Raw genomic sequence first — 23,983 nt, forward strand, 5'->3', positions numbered from 1 at the left:
TGAAAAAAAGTGGTTTTGAAGGAATTTGATTAAAATTTTCAATGAGATGGATTTGTTTTTGATAAGGAGCAAGAGATTTTTTTTGTTCTTTGGCGAGCTTTTCACTTATTTCAATAAGAAAAATTTCGGCAGAATTAAACGCGGTTGAAGATAATTTTTGCATGGTTCGCAAAATATCACTCATTAAAGTTCCACGTCCTGGACCTATTTCTGCAATAATAAAAGGGTGAGGGTGACCATGAGCTTTCCAGCTTGCGAGAAGCCAAATACCAATCATTTCTCCAAATAATTGGCTTATTTCAGGAGCTGTTATGAAATCACCGGCGCTTCCAAAGGGTGTTTGTGTTCGATAATAGCCAAATTGAGGGTCTGTGAGTGCTAGCGTCATATATTGACTGACAGAGATTGGGCCATGAAGCGCAATGATTTTCTTAATTTTTTCTTTCAGGGTCGCCATTTTTGCTAGATTTTTCTTTGAAAGCTTGAAGGAGGAGATATCCTCCTAAAAGGAACATAGGAAGGGATAGAGCCATACCGTAGGTAAAACCAGTAGAATGAAAAAGGGTAGAAAACCATTCTGGATCTTCTTGGGGAGCACGGTAAACTTCTGAGATGCTGCGTGCTATTGCATAACCTATAATAAATATTCCTGATACAACGCCAGAGCGTTTGAGTGCTTTGAAAGCAAAAATAACAATGAAGAGAATGAGGAAAAGAAGGAATCCTTCCATAAATGCTTCGTAAAGTTGGCTTGGATGGCGCGGTAAATAGTCAGGATCTAAGGGAAAACAGACGGCCCAAGATTGTATTGTAACATTACCCCATAATTCTTGGTTAATGAAATTGCATATCCTTACAATACCGATACCGATAGGTGCACCAGCAGCAATGATATCAAACATTGCTCGTATCTTGATGTTATTTTTACGGGCGAACAAAATCATTGCAATGATAATGCCAATGAGACCACCATGAAAAGACATTCCTCCATCCCACACTGCGATGATAGCACTTGGATGGCTAAAATAATAAATGGGATCCCATACAAGAACTTGTCCTAAGCGTCCACCAACAACAACACTGATAGCAGACCAAACAACAAAATCTCCTATCTTTTCCTTATTCATGGGAGGATGGTTTTTATGCCATAGAGACGGTTCTTTTAATAATTTTTGTGCATACCACCAAGCAAAAAGAATACCCACAACATAACCAAGCCCATACCAATGAAGTGTTATGGGGCCTAGCTGGATAATGACAGGATCAAGAAAAGATGGAAAAGCAATGGCTGGACAGACAAGATTGTTCATGAATTAAGCACTTTAACATTATATAAGATGGATATGAAGTGACTCTGATGGTCAGGAATGACAGATGAATGCACAATGGTCAAGTCAGGAAGACGATAAGTTAGAAAGAGGAATAAATTTCTAATTATTTATCGTGGTGAAAAATTATGGTGATAAAAAGGAATATAAAAATTTTCAAACAAACTCATCATGAAAAATCTGCACAATAGGGTAAAAATAGGATAAAAGGAACAAATTACAGTATCTAAATGTTATGAGAATACGCTATAATGCGTGTGTCAATATTAAAATTTAAGGAAAAATGTTATGCGTAATGGATCAAACCGTATTCTTGATGAATTAGCAAAATTAGCAACAGATGCTGCTGATGTTGCGCAAGGTATACGACGTGAAGCTGGAACAGCTTTTCGTGTGCAGGCTGAAAAGATAGCCAACAAACTTGATCTTGTTTCACGTGAAGAATTTGAGACTTTTAAGGAGATGGTGCTGAAAATCCATGCTGATAATGCTGATTTGAAAAAGCGTCTTGATGATTTAGAAAAAAAGCAGACACGAAAAAAAGAAAAATAATTTCTCTAAAAAAAGAATCTTCAAAAAAATATCCCCAATTTTTCAATGGGATGTTTGAAACTAAAAAATGCTTAATCTTGAGTCTGTTAGAGTAGAGCGCGTATTTATTTTTAATTTTTTTGGGGGTAAAATACATTTTTTTGAATCAGGGGGGCTGGCGCTATGAAATTGTATCAATACACTGAAAAGACTTGATGATTCGTTTTATGATTATCAGGTTGACCTAAAGAGCACGATTGTGTTCTGGGGGGAGTGTTGGTGTTTTTAATGTGTATTTGTTTGGTGTAAAAGTTCTGATTGTGACAAAATATTGTTACAATTCAAGCGGTTTATATTCTGTTGACAATGTTTTAAGATGATTGAGGATTGTGATGAGGCTTGCATTTTGCGCCACAAAAAGAAAAGAGCATCCTGTTGACTTTATCGAACAGATTGCCTGTGAATATGATTGGTCGTTTGAGCGGGATGCCCAAGATGAAATTAGCGTTTGTGTGGAAGGAAAACGGGCAAATTATCGTCTTGCTTTTTCATGGATTGAAGAGCAGGAAGCATTACATTTGGCTTGTTCATTTGAGCTTTCTATTGAAAATGCTCGAACAGCTGAAATACAACGTTTATTATTAGCGATTAATGAAAAGCTGTTGTTGGGACACTTTGATTACTGGCAGAGGAATAATTCGATTATTTATCGGCAAGGTCTCCTTTTGGCTGGTGGAGTGCATCCATCTCATATACAGGTTGAAACATTGTTGATACACGCTTTGAAAGCCTGTGAAAGCCATTATGTTGCTTTTCAGATGGTGGCTTTATCGGGAGAAAGCGCTTACAAGGCACTACAATACACTTTGTTTGAAACTGTAGGGAATGCTTAAAATATCAAGTTTGTTATTGTTTATAGACGGTTTTCTGAAAGATTGCTCATAGGGGGATATCAATGATAGCACGTAAGCCCCCTAGAGGACTGTCATCTAATTGAATATTGCCTCCGTGGCTGCGCGCTATGTCTTGGGCAATAGAAAGGCCAAGCCCTGTTCCGCTTTCATCTTGATTGCGTGCTTTATCAATTCTGAAGAATGGCTTAAAAACTTCTGTACGCATATCTTTATGAATTCCAGGCCCATCATCGTCAATGATCAATATAAAGGATTCTTTTTGAGAGTTGGCTGTTAGTTTAATGGTCCTTCCATAATAAAATGCATTTGAGACAAGATTGCTGACCAAGCGCGTGAAGGCACGGGGGCGTACTTGTATTTGTGTAGGACCCTCAATGGTGTAGGAAAATTGACGTTTGTGAAGATGCGCATCGGTGGAAAATTTTTGCATGAGAGTGCTTAAATCAAAAATTTTAACGCTTTCATTTCCTTCGCCACGGGCAAAAGCAAGATAATCTTCTAACATATTTTGCATATCGCTCACATCTTGCTCAAGGGGCTTAATATCAAAATCAGTATTTGCTAAGGCGAGCTGAAGTTTAAAACGTGTGAGAATTGTTCTTAAATCATGGCTTACACCTGAAAGCATCATGGTACGTTGTTCAATTTGCCGTTCAATGCGTTCGCGCATGCGTAAAAATGCAATGCCAGCACGGCGAACTTCATCAGCCCCTTGTGGTTGAAATCCTTCAGGTAAAGGGCGCCCACGTCCAAAACTTTCTGCTGCTTCAGCCAATTGTTGGATGGGTTTAATTTGGTTACGTAGAAAATAAATCGCTATCAGCAATAAAAAAAGAGCTGTTCCGACCATCCAGCTTAAAAAAATAGCAGTATTAGAAGCATAGGCTTGGCTACGTGGTGCGAAGACGCGTAAGATAGCGTGACCAAGGTGGATGCGGATTTCAACAAGATCAGAATCGCCTACTGTATCAATCCAGAAAGGACGATTAATTTGACGAGTGATTTCTTCACTGAGGAAGTAATCAAGAATTGCAAAAAACGGCTTTGGTCCTGGAGGAGGAAGAGGCGTAGGGGGCAGGATAGCCATGTTTAATCCCATCCGTTGTTGTGCAATACGTTTGATATCTTCATAGTTATCTTGCTGCGGGTATGTTTCAATAATATCAATAATGGCTGAGATATCATGCACGACAGCCATTGAAAGACGCTCCGTTACCATTTGCCAGTGGCGTTCCATAAAAACATAAGCAATAACCGTTTGCAGAAGCACCATGGGAGCGATAATAATGATCAAAGAGCGGGCATAAAGCCGTTTTGGCATCTTCTTCGTTAGCCAGCGGACAAATTTTCTTGAAGATTTGATCATGTTATGCTTGTTCAATTGAAAGTTTATACCCTATCCCTCGTACGGTTTGCAACCATATCGGGAGTGCTGGATTATCTTCAATTTTACGGCGAAGGCGGTTGATTTGTACATCAATGGCACGTTCGCCAATATTTTTATCATCCATTGCAAATTTATGGCGCGGAATGATATCCCCTGCATTTTCGGCAAAAATAACCATTATTTTTTGTTCTTTATCAGTTAATTTAATAATTTCTCCTCCTCTTTTGAGTTCGCGCCGTGCAATAGAAAAGATATATGGTCCAAAAACAATCTGTTCGATTTTGGGCTGGTTTAGTGGCAAACCACGCCGTAAAATAGCGTGAATACGAAGGAGAAGTTCACGAGGATCAAACGGTTTTGCTAGATAATCATCTGCACCTGCTTCTAATCCACGGATACGGCTATCTATTTCTGATAAAGCTGTGAGCATAAGAATAGGAACATCTTTTGTTTGGCGCAGTGAATGGGTAAGATTAATACCGTTTTCACCAGGCATCATGACATCAACGATAAGAAGGTCAAAGTCTAAACTTTTCAATAGCCGTCTTGCTTGCGTGGCATTGGCTGAAACTGAAACACGAAATCCATTTTTAATGAGAAACTGGAATAAAAGATTACGAATACGTGTATCGTCATCAATCACAAGAAGGTGAGGAGCATCGTCACACAAAACTTGAACGTGATTGGTCATTCTTCAAAACCTTTAAACGAAGTTTTTAAAAGATTTAACTTTACATAAGTTGCATAAAGCTGTCGAGCAGGTTATCTTATAGAAGGAAGGAAATATTCCTTGTAAGCTTGAAGAAAATAAGCTTTAAAGGATTTCTTTTTAAAAAGGATTACATGAGCAGTTTTAGTACACATATTATTCCGGTGACACCTTTTCAGCAAAATTGTACTCTACTTTTCGATAAAGAACAAAAAGTAGGGGTTCTCGTGGATCCTGGTGGGGACTGGCCTCAAATTCAAGAAGTCATTAAAAAAGAGGGTATTACCGTTGAAGCAATTTGGATAACACATGGTCATTTTGATCATGTGGGGGCAGCAATGCAAGTAAAAGAAGCACTTGGTGTTAAAATTATTGGTTCACATCATGATGATAAGCCTGTGATGGATGCTGTGGTTGAGAGTGCAAGAAGTTATGGTATAGTGAATGCTTCTGTGTGTATTCCGGATCAATGGTTAGAAGATGGTGATAGCGTTCATTTTGCTGGCCATGTGTTTAATGTCTTTCATACACCGGGGCATTCTCCTGGGCATGTCATTTATTTTAATGAAAAACAACGTTTTGCTCTCTTGGGTGATGTGCTTTTTCGTGGTTCCATCGGACGTACAGACTTTCCCTTTTGTTCTCATGACGCGTTGATGAAGTCACTTCGGGAAAAAGTTTTGCCTTTAGGTGATGATGTCCGTTTTATCTGTGGGCATGGACCAGGAAGCTACTTAGGTTATGAGCGCCTGCGGAATCCTTTCCTGCAAGAGTTTAACACATAACCCAAAAAAACACTTGAGAGTGTTTTTTTGGGTTACTTAAAATTTCTTTAGTAAAGTGTAAAAGAAGTTAATTTAATGGAGCATAACAAACGTGCTCTCGACCGTCATTCCCCCGAAAAGTACCTGTTCTGGGATTGAATGAACGGTATTTTTTCTTGCAATATTGAAGCCAATCGTGAACCTGTGATTGCTGGAGAGGCTGATATGTTGCGGTTGATGGAACTTCATAAATAACCTGATTTGTTGGAACTTCCTGATAGATGACTTGAGGATCTTCTTGATAAATCACTTGGGGGTGTTGTGGATTCTGGTAGATAATTTGTGGCTGTTTTGGTTTTTTGAAAATATTACTAAGAATTGCACCGGCAGCAAGACCAAGAATTCCTATCGCTAAAGCATCACCTGCGTCATTATGACTATGTGTTGTTTTATTGCGTTCAAAATAATGATATGTTTTTTTCTCAACATGATAATGGTTTTGTTCACGCCTTCTATGTTCCATATGATGGAAGGAATTATTATAAGAAGCATGAATAGGCTTAAACTCAGAAGAGAAGCTGTTATAAGTTTCTCTCTTCATACGTTTCATTTGCTCGTCTATTCTTTTTTCCGTATCCTCCATGGTCCACGAGCTTATCTTTTCTTTATACCATGTTGTACCCGCAAGTGTTGCGCTTAGTGGCGTAAAAATAATGACATTTGACATTGCTGATACTACCGCTAATTTGATGATTTTTTTCATAGCGATGCTCCTTATTATGTAAATTTAAATTCGCATTTTTTCTTATTCTATACGTATCAAACTGAACACAATCTGAACGATTTTTGATTTACTTTGGTAAAACGAATAAAAAGACTTCTGGATAGATATCAACATAAAATCATGACAAAATTTTGTTTTTAAAATATATTCTATTTATTTTCATTTATAAGACTGTATCGATTTTTATTAACGTTGATAGTGTTAATAAAATTTGATGTAAAATGACATTTTTTATTTTTATTTTATTGTAAGAAGACTTTTAAAATAAACGATAGCAGTATGAAAAACAGATATTACTCTTTCTGTTATAGTGTTATATTATCGTCATAAATTCTTATTTACTTGCATAAGTTATAAGAATTTTTATCTTGTTTGATAGCTTTGTAAGAGCCTGAATTATAAAAGTTTAGCTTATCCTCTGCGCTAAGCTATATGGAGGAATATGAAAAAGATATTTTTGATTTAGTTGTTACGGCTTTAAAATTTAGAAATATTTTTAGGGGGAGGGTCTTCTTTTCAGAAGATTATTATGAGAGGTGTTTCTTTGTTATGTTGCTTACTCAATTAGAAAAACCTTGAATTGAGGTATTCATTTGACGGGATGCTATTGTACATTGATGATATCTTATTAAGACTTTAGAGAGCAAAGATTTATTTTAACAGTTTGATATCTTTCATTTATTGATTTGGACGAACTTTTTTTGTGTTTCTTGTCGTTTTGTTTGGAATATTTTTGTGAGGCTTTTTTTTTGCTTTTCGCTGCTCTAAAATACCAGTGTCTATTGTTGGCCCCATGTGATCAAGATCTGGCTTTGTGAAAAGATTTGATGGCGTTCCAAGTTCATGGATGGGTTGTACACTATGATCTGGTAAATGATCGTCCGCCATTTCCAGTTCAATTTTCTGTAGTTGTTTGATTTCATCACGAAGTCGTGCTGCTTCTTCAAAGTTTAGATCAGCGGCAGCTTGGCGCATTGATTTTTCGAGATTTTGAATATGGCTTGTTAAATTATTGCCAACCATATTGTTTTGCGTGATAAAATTAGTAAGTTTTGTAGGAGTATGGTGGTTTTCTCCTCCTGAATTGAGAATATCGCCGATATTTTTTTTGATACTGGTGGGGGTGATATGGTGTTCTTCATTATAGGCTATCTGTTTTTCTCGACGTCTTTCTGTTTCTTTTAAGGCTCTCTCGATAGAGCCAGTAAGAGTATCCGCATACAGAATAACGCGTCCATCTACATTGCGTGCCGCGCGTCCGATGGTTTGGATGAGCGAGGTTTCAGAGCGTAAAAAACCTTCTTTGTCGGCATCTAAAATGGCAACAAAACTACATTCTGGAATATCTAGACCTTCTCGAAGCAGGTTAATGCCGATGAGAACATCAAAGGTACCAAGTCTGAGATCGCGAATAATTTCAATACGCTCTAATGTATCAATGTCAGAATGCATATAACGTACCCGAATGCCTTGTTCATGAAGATATTCCGTTAAATCTTCAGCCATACGTTTGGTTAGTACAGTGACTAAGGTACGGTAGCCTTTCTGAATTGTTTTGCGAATTTCATTTACAACATCATCGACTTGGGTTGAGGCTTTACGTACCTCTGTTGGTGGGTCAACAAGCCCTGTTGGACGAATAATTTGTTCAGCAAAAATACCGTGAGATTGTTCTATTTCCCAGCGTCCAGGTGTGGCAGAGACAGCGATGGTTTGTGGGCGCATAGCATCCCATTCTTCAAAGCGCAAAGGGCGATTGTCCATACAAGAGGGCAGGCGGAAGCCATATTCTGCTAGAGTGGCTTTTCTGCGAAAGTCGCCTCGATACATGCCACCAATTTGAGGAATTGTTACATGGCTTTCATCAATAAAAACAAGAGCGTTGTTCGGAATATATTCGAACAAGGTTGGTGGTGGTTCGCCAGGCTGTCGTCCTGTTAAATAGCGTGAATAATTTTCAATTCCAGCGCATGAGCCAGTCGTTTCTAGCATTTCTAAATCAAACATTGTGCGTTGTTCTAAACGTTGCGCTTCTAAAAGGCGTCCTGCTGCGTTTAATTCGTCAAGACGTTGAACCAGTTCCGTTTTAATGGCTTTCATTGCTTGATTGAGTGTTGGCCGCGGTATGACGTAGTGTGAATTGGCATAAATTTTAATGGATTGAAGAGCTGCTGTTTTTTGTCCTGTAAGAGGATCAAATTCAGTAATTGTTTCTACTTCATCGCCAAACAGCGAAAGTCGCCAAGCACGATCTTCAAGATGGGCAGGAAAAATTTCAATTGTATCTCCTCGAACACGAAAAGAACCACGAACAAAGTTTATATCTTGTCGGTAATATTGTTGAGAAACTAAATCAGCGAGAAGTTTTCGCTGATTGAGTTTGTCCCCTTTTTGTATTTGTAAAGTCATGGCGGTATAGGTTTCTACCGAACCAATTCCGTAGATACAGGATACAGATGCCACAATAATGACGTCATCACGCTCTAACACAGCACGTGTTGCAGCATGACGCATACGGTCTATTTGTTCATTCGTAGAGGATTCTTTTTCAATATAAGTATCAGAGCGTGCAACATAGGCTTCTGGCTGATAATAGTCATAATAAGAAACAAAATATTCAACAGCATTGTGAGGAAAAAAACTTTTAAATTCTCCATAAAGTTGTGCTGCGAGCGTTTTGTTTGGCGCTAAAATGAGAGCTGGACGCTGGGTCTTTTCAATGACTTTTGCCATCGTATAGGTCTTTCCTGAGCCAGTAACCCCTAAAAGCACCTGTGTCCGTTCATCTTTTTCAATGCCCTCAACCAGAGCTTTAATGGCTTGGGGTTGATCTCCCGCTGCTTTAAAGGATGTTTCGAGTTGAAATGGAATCCCTCCTTCAGATTTTTCAGGACGTACAGGGCGGTGTGGTGTCCATAATGCGCCATTCTTAAAAAGAGGATTACCTGAAGCAATGAGAGCAGAAAGAGCTTCTACTGTTGCTGTGACACCATTTTTCATTGTTGTATCCTTTAATAGAAAAGTTCTGGTGATTTTAAAGGGAATACTAATTTTTATAATTTCATTACGATAGCGGCAAAACTTTATTGCACAGGTTTGTTGTGGGTTACTGGCTCTTTCATGAGTATATTAATAAAGTTTTTTTGTGAGATGAATCCTTTAAAATGTTTCTTTGGAGGCGATATCTTTGTAGTCGCTCGTAGGACACTATTGCATTCTTGCCACGATGATCTTCAAGAGGGCATGAGTTATCATGGCTGTTATGGAGAATGATCATGTGTGGCCTGTTTTGGAACTAAAGACATTGTGTAGGTGTGATAAAGGTCATTGCCATCTTTAAATGAAAGATAACGAGATGATACCCACCCTATTTGAGCGTTGTGTCGGATATGGCACCAATTTCCTTCACAGTTTTTAACAAAAACCAATTCTCCAGCAGAGATTAAGCCACAAACTGCGTACTGAGTACTGGGTCCTGTTCTAAAATTAAGATTTGTTATTACAAAGGCATCTGCTGCTTTAGATATTGTTGTGGCTAAAAAGAAAGAGCCAAACACAAAAAAAATGACGAATTTTTTCATTTTTCTGCAAAGAATTTCTTTAGAAATTATCCTTCTCTCTTCGTATCTCATAAGATTTCTTTTTCTAGACTATGATAAAATAAAGAAAATTACAATTCTTTCTTTTTTATGAGACTTTAAAGAGGAGAGCGAAGTTTAATATTTTAAGCACCAAAATGAGATGTTTTAAACACTATTAGTGCATGTTTTGTTCTCTTTATTTATTTTTATATGGAAAACAGGCATACTGTGCTATATAATGGAGAAGATCGTAGTTTTCGGATTCCAAAAGTAATTTTGGAAGCCGTTTTTTGTATTTTTATTAAACCTTCCGTGTAATAGAAAGGGACGGATTATGGAAAAAGTTCCGATGACTACAGCTGGCTTTGAAAGTCTTAAGGAAGAATTGCGTTGGCGTCAACAACAGGAACGTCCACGAATTATTGAAGCAATTTCTGAAGCGCGTGCCCATGGTGATTTGTCAGAAAACGCCGAATATCATGCTGCTAAAGAAGCACAAAGCCATAATGAGGGGCGTATCAATGAGCTTGAAGATTATATCGCAAGGGCAGAAGTTATAGACGTCTCTCGTCTTTCAGGCGATAAGATCAAATTTGGAGCGACTATTAAACTTTTAGATGAGGATACTGAAGAAAAAAAAGTGTACCAAATTGTAGGGGATCAAGAAGCTGATGTAAAGATTGGTAAAATCTCTATTTCTTCACCGATTGCACGTGCCCTTATTGGCAAGCAAGAGGGGGATGTTATTGAAGTGAATGCCCCAGGTGGTGCGCATAATTACGAAATCATTAAGGTTCAATACATCTAGATATCTCATAGTTATGCGTGTATCTTTGCAAGAAACAGAGGTTATTGCTCCTCACTTTAAAAAACGTTTGTCCGGAGTGACATCTACGGTTATTCAACTCGTTCCATTGCTGCAAGAGCAAGGGGTACGTATATCTACTTTGGGGTTTGGGCTTCCAGAGAATTTGCCAGCTCTTGGCTTTCGGGACCTTTTCGGGCTTTGGAAAAGTCCGAAAGGCAAGCCGTTTCGTATTTGGCATGCAAGGCGCAATATTGAGATGCTTTGTGGGATCTTTTTGCGCGATATTTTGAAAATGAAGTTGAAACTCGTTTTTACATCCGCTTCTCAACGTCATCATAAGTCTTTTACCAAGTGGTTGCTTCGGCGTATGGATAGGGTGATTGCTACTAGTGTACAGACAGGATCTTATCTAGAAGTGCCTTATAGAGTTATTATGCATGGGATTGATGTTAGGCGTTTTTCACCACCTAAAACTCTTGATGATCGCTTTTCTTCTTCAGGACTTCCTGGAAAATATGCCGTTGGGTGTTTTGGACGTGTGCGCTCTTCAAAAGGGACTGATTTGTTTGTCGAGGCAATGATTGCTCTATTACCACGCTATCCTGAGTGGACAGCACTTATTGCTGGTCGGACAACAGAACAATATTATAACTTTGAAAAAAAAATGCACCAGAAGATTGCAGATGCCGGTCTAGAAGAGCGCATTGTTTTTCTTGGTGAGCTGCTCAATACACCTTTGTGGTACCGCCGTTTGTCATTGTATGTCGCACCTTCTCGTACAGAAGGTTTTGGCTTAACACCCTTGGAGGCTATGGCATCACAGACAGCTGTTGTAGCGAGTGATGCGGGAGCTTATCAAGAATTGGTTGTGGAAGGAACAGGAACAGTTGTTAAAGCAGGAGATGGGGCTGCTTTAACGGCAGCAATTGAGCCTTATTTGGCTGATTTAGAAAAAACAATGGCAGCAGGGGAAAAAGCTTTAGCACATGTTCGTACCCACTTTCCTTTGGAAAAAGAAGCAAGCGAGATTGAAAGTGTTTACGAAGAACTATTTGCGGAAAAAGCACTTTAATATTATATCGAAAATCTTCTTAAGGAATGATAACAAGTGCGTTCCTTACAGGTTATTTTGCAATTATCAAGAAAATAGCTTAAAGATATAAATGTTATTTTACAAAATTTATTTTGTCTTTAGTAGAATGCTATAAGAATTTTTCAAAATTTAAATAAAAAAGTTTAAAAATGTATACGCTTGAACGCGATATGAGGATTATGTATGATAAAGCATACGAGAAAGGAGGAAAGCTATTTTTATTCTAGTAATATTTTAGAATAAGAAAACGGTGCGTCACCTACAAATCTATAGATTTATGGACTATCTTAACAGTTTTGTACTTATATTGTTTGTTTTGTAAGACTTAAATAGAGAGCAAAAAAGTGCTTTCTTCTCTTAAAAAAGATAATGATGATCTCTCCATGGATAAAATAGTCATACATAATTTCAATAAATTCATAATAAGACAAATCTAAGATCAATATATTGATTCATATAGATAATTTACCTTTGCAATTCGCATAATACCTTAAGGTTTTTACGTATCAAATTTGTTTTTATTAAATTAATGAGAGCTGTCCTCTTACACATCACAATTGGAGGATAGCATTGGTGGATAAAAATTATTAAAGAAAAGCTATAAAGAGATTTTTATACTTTTTATGAAGATTGTTGTGAAATGGGGGTGATGAGTACCATTAGGTGTTTTTTTAATACGCTAGTGAATTGATAATAAATGGTATTTTTTTATAAGGCCATGACTTATTAGAGAAAAAGCATTTTTATTATCAAATATTCATATTTTTTATATGAGCGATTATTCGTAAAAAAGGATATTCTATGGCTCCATTTTATTTGATAAAGAAGCTCAAGAATGTAATGTAAAGTGCTATACGTTATGGCTTTCAAAGCTGTTGATACTTAATTGTTTTTTCCGAAATATTTGTACATTAATCATTTATATGATATTTAAAATTTTAGAAAATCTTCCGATTGAAAGTTGAATATTATTCTGCGTATTGTTCACGCCTTTTTATCTTGTCAATTTTTTATCATAGTAGAATGAAATGCTCTATGCATTAGAATTATTCACGCCAGAAAGCGGGAATAAAAAGGACGAATATTGTTATGATTTCAAGGCGTCCAGCTAACATTAGAAAACTTAAAATCCATAAAGCATTATCGTTGATTGTAGAGAAATTCCCAACAGGACCAATAATATCTCCAAAGCCTGGACCAACATTTGAAAGTGCTGTTAAGACTCCTGTAAAGGCAGAGGTAAAATCAAGACCGGTTGTAAGCAAAAGTGCAGAGCCAATAACAAGGCAGAACATATAAAGACAGACAAAAAATAAAACGGCTTGGGCAACATCGTTTGATATATTTGAGTGATCGTAGCGCGCTTTTACAACAACATTAGGAGAAAGAAGTTTTTCTATATTTGTTTGTGTAATACGCCAAAGAATAATGAGGCGATTGATTTTCATGCCACCAGAAGTAGAACCAGCACATCCGCCTGTAAAAGAAACAATTAAGAAAATTCCAAGCGCAAAGGGCCCCCAAAGTTGATAATCTTCAGCGCTGTAACCTGTGGTGCTAATAATGGATGAAAGATGAAAAATGACATCAAGAAAAATCAAGTGGAAAGCGCGATGATCATGAAATCGTAGCCACGCTGCTAAAGCAAAGCTGAAAAGAATAACGATATGAAGAAAAACAATCACTTGTGGGTCAAGGAAACGTTTTGAGTGCCCAGGAAGGATTAATTTAACATAAAGTACGAAGGGTAAAGCAGAAAGCAACATAAAGATTGTTGAAGTAATTAAGATGGCTGGTGTATCAGAAAAATAGCCAAAAGAAGCATCATGCGTTGAAAAACCAGCAGTTGCGACTGTACTCATTGCATGGTTAATGGCATCAAATAAATTCATGCCCGCAGCAAAATAAGAAAGCATACAAGCCAATGTGAGTCCAACATAAGCGATGATAATTCCGTTAGCAATTTGATTGATGCGAGGCAATATTTTTTCAGATTTATCAGATGATTCCATATGAAAAAGTCGCACGCCACCTACACGTAGTGAAGGCAAAAGTAAGAGAGCTAAACCGATAAAACCGATTCCTCCAATCCAGCATATGAGAGAGCGCCATAACAAAATACTTCGCGATAAATGATCAAGACCAGAAAGAACTGTAGAGCCTGTTGTTGTAATTCCCGAAACAGATTCAAAAATGGCTCCTGCTAGAGAAATGGGAAGAGGAGAAAGATAAAGAGGCAAAGCACCTACAATGCTTCCTGTAAGCCAAAGACAAACAGTGAGCATAAAACCAAGCCGTGCTGAAAAACGACAAGTAGCCCCCTTCGTTGCTAAAAGAATCAGCGTTGCTAACATGGTGGTTATGGCACAAGAATAGAGAAAGATTATCCAATTATGGTTATTGTCATGCAAATCCACCAAAATTGGCAAAAGCATCGCTCCTCCCATGATCAACGCAAAACGTGCACAGACATTGATAATAAACTGAAAAATGACCGTTCCCTATCTTTGTATCTCTTTTTATTATAGTTTTGTGCTCATAAGAATTTACGTTTTTTTCTTTATAGGATAAAGATTAACCCTTAAACATTAGTATGCCTTGATGAATGATAACTAGACCTTTTCATAAAACTTGAAAAGAGGTACATATAACATAATTGAGCCTATTGAAAAATATTTTTTTAAAAGGCTTACATTCCGTTAAAGTTTATAGAATTATTAAGTTGTAAAAAATAAAGGGAATTTAATGGTACAATCGCATACTCGTCTGCTGATTATTGGTTCAGGTCCGGCTGGTTATACAGCGGCGGTTTATGCGGCAAGAGCAATGCTCCAGCCGGTTTTAGTGACAGGTTTGCAGCAAGGGGGGCAATTAACAATCACAACGGATGTAGAAAATTATCCAGGTTTTGCTACCCCCATTCAAGGACCGTGGTTGATGGAACAAATGGCAAAACAAGCTGAGAATATGGGGACAAAAATTGTCTATGATACGATTACAAAGGCAGATTTATTGAAGTATCCTTTTGTCTTATATGGGGATTCAGGAACACAATATTCTTGTGATGCACTGATTATTGCAACAGGAGCCCAAGCGCGCTGGCTTGGTTTAGAAAGTGAACAGACCTTTATGGGCGGTGGTGTTTCTGCTTGTGCTACATGTGATGGCTTTTTTTATCGGGGTAAGGATGTTATTGTTGTAGGGGGAGGAAATACGGCCGTTGAAGAGGCCCTTTATTTATCGCATATAGCAAAAAGTGTAAGCGTGGTTCATCGGCGAGAACAGTTTCGGGCAGAGAAAATTTTGCAAGATAGGTTATTTGCTTGTAATAATGTACGTGTTCTTTGGGATCATGTGGTTGAAGAAATTGTGGGGCTCCCAGCTCAGGGGGAAAAGGGCGCTGTTGTAACAGGGGCACGTTTGAAAAATGTTAAAACAGGTCATGAGATGCAAGTGGAAGCAGAAGGAATATTTATTGCCATTGGGCATGATCCTGCTGTTTCTCTATTTGAAGGGCAACTGAAACAAAAACGAGGCGGCTATTTATGGACGGAACCAGATTCAACAGCAACAAGTATTGCTGGTGTTTTTGCAGCAGGGGATGTAACAGATGAAACATTCCGCCAAGCTGTAACAGCCGCAGGAAGGGGATGTATGGCAGCATTGGAAGCTGAACGGTTTTTAGATATGCTTAAGCGTTAATAATTCATTGATAGAAAATCTAGAGGTAGGATTAATTTAGGTAGGATTAATTGTGGCGCCACCGTTGGATTGGGATAAATTAAGGGTTTTTCACGCAGCAGCAGAAGCGGGATCTTTTACGCATGCTGCTCAAAAGCTTCATTTATCTCAATCAGCAGTTTCCCGACAGGTATCGGCTTTAGAACAAGAGGTTGGGGTATCTTTATTCCTGCGTCATGCGCGTGGTTTGATTCTTACGGAACAGGGGGAAACTCTTTATCGTACAGCTCATGATGTTTTGATGAAGCTTGAAAGTGTACGTTTGCAATTAAGTGAAAGCTATGCAAAACCAACAGGGCATTTACGTGTAACCTCGACCTTTGGAATGGGGGCAGGGTGGATTGCAGAGCGTATGCCAGAATTTCTTAGTCTTTATCCTGATATGCAGGTTCAGCTTTTACTTTCTGATGAAGAGCTTGATTTGACAATGTGTCATGCTGATTGTGCTGTCCGCCTCCATCAACCCCAACAACCCGATCTTATACAAAGAAAACTCTTTACAATTCATATGCATGTTTATGCTTCGGAAAAGTATATTGCAAATTATGGAAAACCGGAAAAATTGTCTGAGCTCGATGAACATCGTATTATTTCATTTGGTGAACCTGTTCCTCCTTATTTGTCTGGTTTAAATTGGTTGGAAAAGGCCGGTAGAAGTGATGGATCATTGCGTGTTTCAGTCTTACAAATCAACAATATTATTTCAATAAAGAATGCGCTTATGCGTGATCTTGGAATTGCTGTGCTACCTGATTATATCGTCAATAATGATGAGCGCTTGGTACGCCTTTTTCCTGATATGGTTGATATTCCTTCTTTTGATACTTTTTTTTGTTATCCTTATAATTTAAAGAATTTGGCAAGGTTGAATGCTTTTCGAGATTATATTTTTTTAAAAGCACGTCAGTGGTCTTTTTAATATTCATGCCTTAATTTATAAGCAACAATGAGTTGTTTTGCACCTTAAGCTTCTTTCATTTCAAATCTATTTATATCGAATCAATCAACTTATTTACGAACATGTCACAAGCGGGTGAGACATGGGAATAAAAATTGTACAAAAAAAGCATACTTCTTTTGAACTGTTTTAAGTACCAAGGGCTGTTGAAACATTTAGGGCAGGTAAAGTGCGTGTAATATAGTGCCGTTTTACTCCTTCACAAGTGTAAAGATAGAGGGATTTAATGGCTTTATCGTTATAATATTCACATGGCGCTATCGCGAGATGGGGGATGAGGGTTTTGAAAGATGTCTCTTTAAAACAAGTGCGCCTGTTATCCCATAATGTTTTTTTCTGTTAGAGGTTGCGGTTACTTTGCTGAGAGCTGTATGTCAAATTATATGAAAAAATAAACGTGGAGCTTGTTTGCATGGGTTTCACTCTAGTTTATGGGATTAGCTTGCTGAAACAATCGACACCCCTTATAAGGTTTCTCAAACTATTTTAGGCCATACAATAGAAGACGTTTGTGTGGATAAATATTTTTACAAAAAGGGATAAAACATCTTTTTGTAAATACGTTCAAATGTGAAGGCTGTTATAACATTAAAAATTGGATAATCGTATGAGGATGACCTCTTCCTATTTAATTATAAAGAGATACGAGATTAAAAAAATAAAGCTATGTGTTTATTGCATAGCAGATACGCTTAAGTCTTTATTGTGCTTCTGCTTATAAAATGACATAGAATGTTATCTCTTGATTATGTTGCCTCCCATTGCATTTTCTTGAGTGTTCCCTTACGAAGATCTGTCAGATTGATTTTATCTCTGAGGATTTTCTAAATTTGCCGGACATTTGTCCGGCTTTTTTTTATGCTTAAAAGACTGCCTAGAAATTGCGATGCATGGGAAGATTGATAAGAGAAAATTTCAAAACTTATGTATATCCAACAAATTTTTTAAGTATATTAAAGCTCAACGAGGAATTTAAGAGAGGTTTATTCTATTGTACTATAAAAACACTGTCTTTAGGGGTGTGATATAAAGCATGTAAAACTTTATACATGAGTGTTTTTTATGAGAGTATGAGAATGAATATTAAGGGCTTGTTCATAAAACCTATAAAGTTAATTAAGTGGTTAGCAGCAAAAATTTAAGAAAAATTGAACTATTTACATAACGGAGAGGATAGACTCTTCTTTATTTTCTGGCGAAAAGAAAGCTGAGAAATAGAAAAGGTTTCATTATACAGGACGATTATGTTTAAAAGTACGAGGTCTTTTTAGTGTTATAAATTGGATAGAGAAAGCTAACCAGGTTTTTCATCTCTCATGACAATAGACTGATTTATTTATTTGATCGCTGGATTTTTTTGATTTTTATCTGCAGCTTCTATTTTTTGTTATGCTTACTCATGAATATTTTTGCTGAATCGATAGACTTTGTCCTTAATATAGCTTTCAATATTTTATTGGATAGAGTTATATTCGGCAAAAACTCTCATAAGAGATGATGTTAAAAATTTTAAATTAAACTATTACAAAAACGTTGGATACGTGTGCAAGCTTCTTCAAGTAATTTTTCTGATATTGCATAGGAAATACGAAAAGCGGGTTCAAGTCCAAAAGCAGATCCTTGGACGACAGCAACAGCTTCTGTTTCTAGAAGCGCTATAGCAAAATCTTCATCATTCTGGATATATTGACCGTTTGGTGTTTTCTTGCCAATAAGTCCTGCGCAAGAAGGATAAACATAAAAAGCACCTTCAGGTGTTGGACAATGAATACCAGGAGTTTGATTTAGCATGGAAACAACAAGATCACGGCGTGCTTGAAAAATACTTTTATTTTTAGTGATAAAGTCTTGAGGTCCATTGAGTGCTTCAACAGCAGCCCATTGTGAAATAACACTCGTACCAGATGTTTGCTGACCTTGAATGATATCCATCGCTTTAATGAGTTCTTGTGGGCCCCCTGCATAACCGATTCTCCACCCCGTCATCGCATAGGCTTTGGAAACACCATTCATTGTGAGTGTACGCTCATAAAGCGCTGGTTCTACTTGAGCGGGAGTTACAAAGGTAAAACCTTCATACGTGAGATGTTCATAGATATCATCGGAAAGGATAGAGACATGAGGATATTTTACTAAAACATCTGTGAGTTTTTTCAATTCATTATATGTATAAGCGGCCCCTGATGGATTTGAAGGAGAATTAAAGATGAACCATTTCGTTTTGGGGGTAATGGCCGCTTCGAGCTCTTGTGGTTGAAGTTTATAAGAAAATTCAGCTTTTGTTTCTAAAAAGACAGGCGTACCATCATTAAGTGCAACCATTTCTGGATAACTCACCCAATAAGGGGATGGAATGATGACTTCATCTCCTTTATTCAACGTTGCCATCAATGCATTAAAGAGAATTTGTTTTCCACCGGTCCCAACAATAATTTGCTCTGGTTGATAAAGAAGGTTATTTTCTCTTTTAAACTTTGCAGAAATAGCTTGGCGCAATTCTGGAATTCCAGATATAGGAGGGTATTTTGTTTCTCCCCTTCGAATAGCTTCAATGGCCGCGTTTTTGATGTTGTCTGGAGTATCAAAGTCTGGTTCCCCAGCACTTAAAGCAATAACATCGCGCCCTAATGTTTTTAAGTGACGCGCTTTTTGGGAAGCAGCAATTGTTGCAGAAGGTTTGATACGAGACAGCTTGTCGGCAATAAAAGCCATAATTTAAAATCCTTATATTATATCAATAAATGATCATTGCTTTAAGAATATTCTATAAGAGATTATATTGTATGCAATAAAAAACTTTTAAAATACTCTGATATGGGTTTTTATATTATTATTTTTTGAGAATTTTGACAGAAGTTCTTCTTTTAAGGATTATAAAAGTATTAGAGGAAGGATAGAAATATCTTGATAACTTGTGCAAAATAGATAAGCAGAGTTTTCTTTTATCAAGATCAATTTTGCTTTACACAAAATAAAAAAAATCTTCGTCATTATAGACGAAGATTTTTAAACGAAATATTGCAGAATTTAAATTTTAAAGAGCTGTAAGGTTACCAGCGGCAAATTTTCCTGAACGACGATCTTGAAGAACATCATAAGAAATTTTTTGCCCTTCATTAAGATTTGTTAGACCAGAACGCTCAACGGCGGAAATGTGTACAAATACATCTGCACTGCCATCACTAGGTTGAATGAATCCGAAACCTTTTGTTGTATTAAACCACTTAACTGTTCCTGTAGACATAGGAAACTCCTTGAGATATATAATTATATTGTATACTGAAGCTATAATTCTTCAATACGGTTGTAGATCGAAATTAGGTGGGAGAGGTTTCGTCAAAAGTGCAGAACGCACAGGAAAGAAAGTCACGTAACCGAAAATTCGATAAAGTTCATATAAAAGCCTTTAGCATAAAAAGCAAGCTTTAATTGCTATTTTTTATACAAAGAAAAAATCAAGAAAGAGTATCAAAAAGCGTGAGCTTTTCCACATAGCAAGAAATTCAGCTGAAATAACTTTGCAGGGAACGCACTTCAAGGCTCTTTTTTTTGAGTGCTTTGATTGCTTCTACGACAGCTTCGGCTCCTGCTATTGTTGTATAATAGGGGACATTTTGCATGAGTGCTGCGTAGCGTAATGATTTGGAATCTGAGATGGCACTGGGCGTACTTGTTGTATTAAAAATCAATTGAATTTGGCGATTACGAATAGCATCTTCAATATGCGGGTGACCTTCTAGAACTTTATTGATTTTTTTTGACTCAATATGATGTTCAGTGAGAAATTTTTGTGTTCCACTTGTGGCAACAACAGAAAAGCCAAGCTCTGTTAAACGTTTTACAGGATTTAAGATACGCTTTTTGTCTTCATCTCTTACAGAAACGAATAAAGTTCCCTCCTTAGGGAGTTTTACACCAGCTCCAAGTTGTGCTTTAGCAAAAGCAAGCGCAAACTCATAGTCAAGCCCCATAACTTCACCAGTTGAGCGCATTTCTGGACCAAGAAGTGTATCAACACCTGAAAAACGGGCAAAAGGAAACACGGCTTCCTTGACGGCAATATGTTGTTTTTTCTGTGAAGAAGGTAATCCGCCATAAGCTTGGAGAGCATTGTGTAGTGTTTCTCCTGCCATAATACGTGCAGCCATTTTAGCGATAGGGCGACCAATTGTTTTTGCAACAAATGGAACTGTTCGTGAAGCACGGGGGTTGACTTCTAAGACATAAATAGTGTCATCTTTAATGGCATATTGTACATTCATTAAGCCACGAACATGAAGTGCTTGTGCTAATGCTTTTGTTTGGCGCTCTAATTCAGTGACGATGCTCTGTGAGAGCGTATGGACTGGTAAAGAACAGGCTGAATCACCGGAATGGATTCCTGCTTCTTCAATATGTTCCATAATTCCCACGATTAGTGTTTCTTTGCCATCACACAGACAATCAACGTCTACTTCAATGGCTTCTGTTAGATAAGTGTCAAAGAGAAGCGGATTTTTACCAAGCAATATATTGATTTGTCCTGTTTTATCGTTGGGATAACGAGCTTTAATATCTTCTGGAATTAATTCAGGTACACTTTCAAGTAAATAATTTTGCAAGCTTCGCTCGTCACGGATAATTTGCATAGCACGCCCTCCCAAAACATAAGAGGGACGTACAACCAATGGGAATCCTAGTTCATGGGCAATGAGGCGCGCTTGTTCGATAGAGTGGGCAATTCCATTTTTAGGTTGTGTTAAGTTAAGCTTAAATAACAGTTTTTGAAAGCGATCTCTATCTTCTGCTAAATCGATGGCGTCAGGTGAAGTCCCTAAGATAGGAATATTGTGTTTTTCGAGAGCGCTTGCCAATTTCAATGGTGTTTGTCCGCCAAATTGAACGATGACTCCAACGAGTTCGCCCTTTTCTTGTTCTGCTTCTAAAATAGCGATAACATCTTCTGCTGTTAAAGATTCGAAGTAAAGACGATCAGAGGTATCATAGTCAGTTGAAACGGTTTCAGGATTGCAGTTAATCATAATGGCTTCAAAGCCTGCATCACGTAGGGCAAAAGCCGCGTGGCAGCAACAATAATCAAATTCAATTCCTTGTCCAATGCGGTTTGGACCACCACCTAAGATAGCAATTTTTTTGCGTTCAGAAATCTGTGCTTCTGAGTGCTTTATACCGGCAAAGGGAACTTCGTATGTTGAATACATATAGGCTGTAGGAGAAGAAAATTCAGCAGCACAAGTGTCAATACGTTTAAAGACTTGTTTAACATTTAGTGATTTTCGTAAAGCGGCGATATCATCGGGTTCTTTTCCGGTAAGGGTTGCTAATCGCGCATCTGAAAACCCCATAGCTTTTAACATACGTAAATTATCTTGATCTTGAGGGAGACCATGGATGCGGATACGCTGCTCCATTTCAATGATGGAGGCGATTTGTTCTAAAAACCATGGGTCAATTTTGCTGATTTGGTGGATTTCACTTAAGGATAAGCCCGCGCGCATAGCTTCAGCAATATAGCGTAGACGGTCAGGACTTGGTATGGCAATGGCTGAGCGTATAGAATTTTTTTCATCACCTTCAGCATGTTCTGGGATGATAATTTCATCAAAACCAGTAAGTCCTGTTTCAAGTCCACGGAGTGCTTTTTGTAATGATTCTTGAAAAGTACGTCCAATGGCCATGACCTCTCCTACAGATTTCATCGCAGTTGTGAGGACAGGTGATGACCCAGGAAATTTTTCGAAAGCAAAACGAGGAATTTTTGTCACGATATAGTCAATAGAAGGCTCAAATGATGCTGGTATCGCACCACCTGTGATATCATTTTTCAATTCATCAAGGGTATAGCCAACGGCGAGTTTTGCGGCTATCTTGGCAATGGGAAAACCCGTTGCTTTTGAAGCAAGTGCTGAAGAGCGAGAAACGCGTGGATTCATTTCAATAACAATAAGACGCCCATTTTCAGGATTAACAGCAAACTGTACATTGGATCCCCCCGTTTCAACACCAATTTCACGCAAGACTGCAATCGAAGCATTGCGCATACATTGATATTCCTTATCGGTTAAGGTGAGAGCAGGGGCTACAGTGATCGAATCACCGGTATGAATACCCATCGGATCAATGTTTTCAATAGAACAAACAATGATACAGTTGTCATTCTTATCACGAACAACTTCCATCTCATATTCTTTCCACCCTAAAACACTTTCTTCAATTAAAACCTCTGTCGTGGGAGAAGCTTCAAGCCCGCGTTCAATAATTTCATAAAATTCAGAGCGATTATACGCAATTCCACCCCCGGTTCCACCAAGGGTAAACGAAGGACGAATAATAGCTGGAAGTCCAACAACATCAAGCGCTTGAACTGCTTTTGCTGTTGCATGGGCGATATAATGCTGTTTGCGATCAGCTTCGGTATGTCGCCAGTTGCGTTCAAGTTCTTCGAGGGCTTTTTCAAGGGCTACACCAGAAAGTTTTTCTTTAAGTTCAGCACGCGTTTTTGCATGTTTCTGGCGATTTTCTTCTTTCAGTTCTGTGGCATTGGCTAACATAGACCGTGGTGTTTCCAAACCAATTTTTGCCATCGCTTGGCGGAATAAAGCACGATCCTCCGCTTTATCAATCGCTTCTGCATTAGCCCCTATCATTTCAACATGATAGCGGTCTAAAATCCCCATACGCTTTAATGATAAAGCAGTATTAAGAGCCGTTTGTCCTCCCATGGTGGGCAAAAGGGCATCGGGACGCTCACGAGCAATAATTTTAGCAACAATCTCAGGTGTAATGGGCTCTATATAAGTTGCATCAGCAAGATCTGGATCTGTCATAATCGTGGCGGGATTAGAATTGACCAAAATAATTCGGTAGCCTTCTTCTTTTAATGCTTTACAGGCTTGTGTGCCTGAATAGTCAAATTCACATGCCTGACCAATAATAATAGGTCCTGCTCCGATGATAAGAATAGATTTTATATCTGTGCGTTTGGGCATGGTTTTTTCCTATGATAAATATCCGTACACGATTGTGGTAAGAAAAATATTTAAGTTTTGAGGCTACAGTCATTTTATAAGTTAAGTGACAAAGAAAGTAAGCACTAAAATGCCTTTTCCATGCTTTTTTTCATAAAATTGAAAATAAATTCCTTTTTTTTCGTTGAATTACCTGATCAGTATATCAAAAGGATAAACTTTAATAAGACAATAAGAGTGCTTCGAAAAATGAAAATATTCAAGCATTCGTGGGGAATAAAACATAAACCATTATGTCTTGATGAAGTTTCGTAAAATGAAAGGGGAAGTTTATCTTTTTGTTTTGTAAAACACTGCTGTTTAGAGGATGATATAGAGCATGAAAATGATACATGAGGTGTTTTTTTGTTAGAGTGT

The 23,983-nt window shown here is 37.7% G+C and carries 18 protein-coding genes; 7 read left to right on the plus strand and 11 right to left on the minus strand.

Annotation, left to right across the window (positions count from 1 at the left end; all coding sequences use genetic code 11):
- Together FS875_RS01115 and lgt are read right to left on the minus strand one after the other, a co-directional pair.
- A partial coding sequence (locus FS875_RS01115) for an SAM-dependent methyltransferase (RefSeq protein WP_207999930.1) occupies window positions 1-457 on the minus strand: 457 nt, incomplete at its 3' end.
- The gene (gene lgt / locus FS875_RS01120; protein ID WP_144751870.1) at window positions 432-1,310 is read right to left on the minus strand and encodes a prolipoprotein diacylglyceryl transferase; all 879 of its coding nucleotides are present in this window, start codon (window positions 1,308-1,310) and stop codon (window positions 432-434) included. The genes FS875_RS01115 and lgt, both read right to left, overlap by 26 nt.
- 306 nt (window positions 1,311-1,616) lie before the next feature.
- Here lgt and FS875_RS01125 point away from each other — a divergent pair, with 306 nt between their 5' ends.
- Entirely contained in the window at window positions 1,617-1,880 is a 264-nt protein-coding gene (locus tag FS875_RS01125; RefSeq protein ID WP_144751873.1) for an accessory factor UbiK family protein, read from the plus strand.
- Window positions 1,881-2,251: 371 nt separating this feature from the next.
- A complete protein-coding gene (locus tag FS875_RS01130; RefSeq protein WP_144751876.1) occupies window positions 2,252-2,752 on the plus strand; it encodes a type III secretion system chaperone family protein in 501 nt (166 codons plus the stop codon).
- 46 nt (window positions 2,753-2,798) lie between these two features.
- On the opposite strand, the gene FS875_RS01135 is transcribed toward FS875_RS01130, so the two are convergent.
- Both FS875_RS01135 and FS875_RS01140 read right to left on the minus strand, forming a co-directional pair.
- A complete protein-coding gene (locus tag FS875_RS01135) occupies window positions 2,799-4,139 on the minus strand; it encodes an ATP-binding protein (RefSeq protein WP_144751880.1) in 1,341 nt (446 codons plus the stop codon).
- Between the two features lies 1 nt (window position 4,140).
- On the minus strand, window positions 4,141-4,851 hold the full coding sequence (locus tag FS875_RS01140) for a response regulator (protein ID WP_144751883.1): 711 nt from the start codon (window positions 4,849-4,851) through the stop codon (window positions 4,141-4,143).
- A 152-nt stretch (window positions 4,852-5,003) separates the two neighbouring features.
- Here FS875_RS01140 and FS875_RS01145 point away from each other — a divergent pair, with 152 nt between their 5' ends.
- Window positions 5,004-5,654 (plus strand): MBL fold metallo-hydrolase, encoded by a 651-nt coding sequence (locus FS875_RS01145; protein ID WP_144751886.1) that lies wholly within the window; start codon window positions 5,004-5,006, stop codon window positions 5,652-5,654.
- 67 nt (window positions 5,655-5,721) lie between these two features.
- On the opposite strand, the gene FS875_RS01150 is transcribed toward FS875_RS01145, so the two are convergent.
- The 3 genes from FS875_RS01150 to FS875_RS01160 form a co-directional block, all read right to left on the minus strand.
- Complete coding sequence (locus FS875_RS01150; protein WP_144751889.1) at window positions 5,722-6,396, minus strand: BA14K family protein; 675 nt, start codon at window positions 6,394-6,396, stop codon at window positions 5,722-5,724.
- Window positions 6,397-7,095: 699 nt separating this feature from the next.
- Entirely contained in the window at window positions 7,096-9,417 is a 2,322-nt protein-coding gene (uvrB, locus tag FS875_RS01155; protein ID WP_144751892.1) for an excinuclease ABC subunit UvrB, read from the minus strand.
- Window positions 9,418-9,677: 260 nt separating this feature from the next.
- Window positions 9,678-9,998 carry an SH3 domain-containing protein gene (locus FS875_RS01160; protein WP_207999941.1) on the minus strand — a complete coding sequence of 107 codons (321 nt, stop codon included), beginning with the start codon at window positions 9,996-9,998 and terminating at the stop codon, window positions 9,678-9,680.
- Window positions 9,999-10,332: 334 nt separating this feature from the next.
- On the opposite strand from FS875_RS01160, the gene greA reads away from it, so the two are divergent.
- Both greA and FS875_RS01170 read left to right on the plus strand, forming a co-directional pair.
- A complete protein-coding gene (gene greA, locus FS875_RS01165) occupies window positions 10,333-10,806 on the plus strand; it encodes a transcription elongation factor GreA (RefSeq protein WP_005773808.1) in 474 nt (157 codons plus the stop codon).
- Window positions 10,807-10,819: 13 nt separating this feature from the next.
- Window positions 10,820-11,878 (plus strand): glycosyltransferase family 4 protein, encoded by a 1,059-nt coding sequence (locus tag FS875_RS01170; RefSeq protein ID WP_144751898.1) that lies wholly within the window; start codon window positions 10,820-10,822, stop codon window positions 11,876-11,878.
- A 1,067-nt stretch (window positions 11,879-12,945) separates the two neighbouring features.
- Here the strand turns inward: FS875_RS01170 and FS875_RS01175 are convergent.
- The gene (locus FS875_RS01175; protein ID WP_144751901.1) at window positions 12,946-14,334 is read right to left on the minus strand and encodes a TrkH family potassium uptake protein; all 1,389 of its coding nucleotides are present in this window, start codon (window positions 14,332-14,334) and stop codon (window positions 12,946-12,948) included.
- Between the two features lie 310 nt (window positions 14,335-14,644).
- Here FS875_RS01175 and trxB point away from each other — a divergent pair, with 310 nt between their 5' ends.
- Both trxB and FS875_RS01185 read left to right on the plus strand, forming a co-directional pair.
- Window positions 14,645-15,601: a thioredoxin-disulfide reductase gene (gene trxB, locus FS875_RS01180; RefSeq protein ID WP_144751904.1), complete on the plus strand. Its 957-nt coding sequence runs from the start codon at window positions 14,645-14,647 to the stop codon at window positions 15,599-15,601.
- 52 nt (window positions 15,602-15,653) lie between these two features.
- The gene (locus FS875_RS01185; RefSeq protein WP_144751908.1) at window positions 15,654-16,559 is read left to right on the plus strand and encodes a LysR family transcriptional regulator; all 906 of its coding nucleotides are present in this window, start codon (window positions 15,654-15,656) and stop codon (window positions 16,557-16,559) included.
- 1,548 nt (window positions 16,560-18,107) lie between these two features.
- On the opposite strand, the gene FS875_RS01190 is transcribed toward FS875_RS01185, so the two are convergent.
- From FS875_RS01190 to carB, 3 genes are all read right to left on the minus strand, one after another.
- The gene (locus FS875_RS01190; RefSeq protein WP_144751911.1) at window positions 18,108-19,310 is read right to left on the minus strand and encodes a pyridoxal phosphate-dependent aminotransferase; all 1,203 of its coding nucleotides are present in this window, start codon (window positions 19,308-19,310) and stop codon (window positions 18,108-18,110) included.
- Window positions 19,311-19,632: 322 nt separating this feature from the next.
- Window positions 19,633-19,842 (minus strand): cold-shock protein, encoded by a 210-nt coding sequence (locus tag FS875_RS01195; RefSeq protein WP_120121932.1) that lies wholly within the window; start codon window positions 19,840-19,842, stop codon window positions 19,633-19,635.
- Window positions 19,843-20,101: 259 nt separating this feature from the next.
- On the minus strand, window positions 20,102-23,587 hold the full coding sequence (carB, locus tag FS875_RS01200) for a carbamoyl-phosphate synthase large subunit (RefSeq protein WP_144751914.1): 3,486 nt from the start codon (window positions 23,585-23,587) through the stop codon (window positions 20,102-20,104).
- Window positions 23,588-23,983: the final 396 nt, after the last annotated feature.

The sequence above is a fragment of the Bartonella saheliensis genome, from assembly GCF_902162175.1.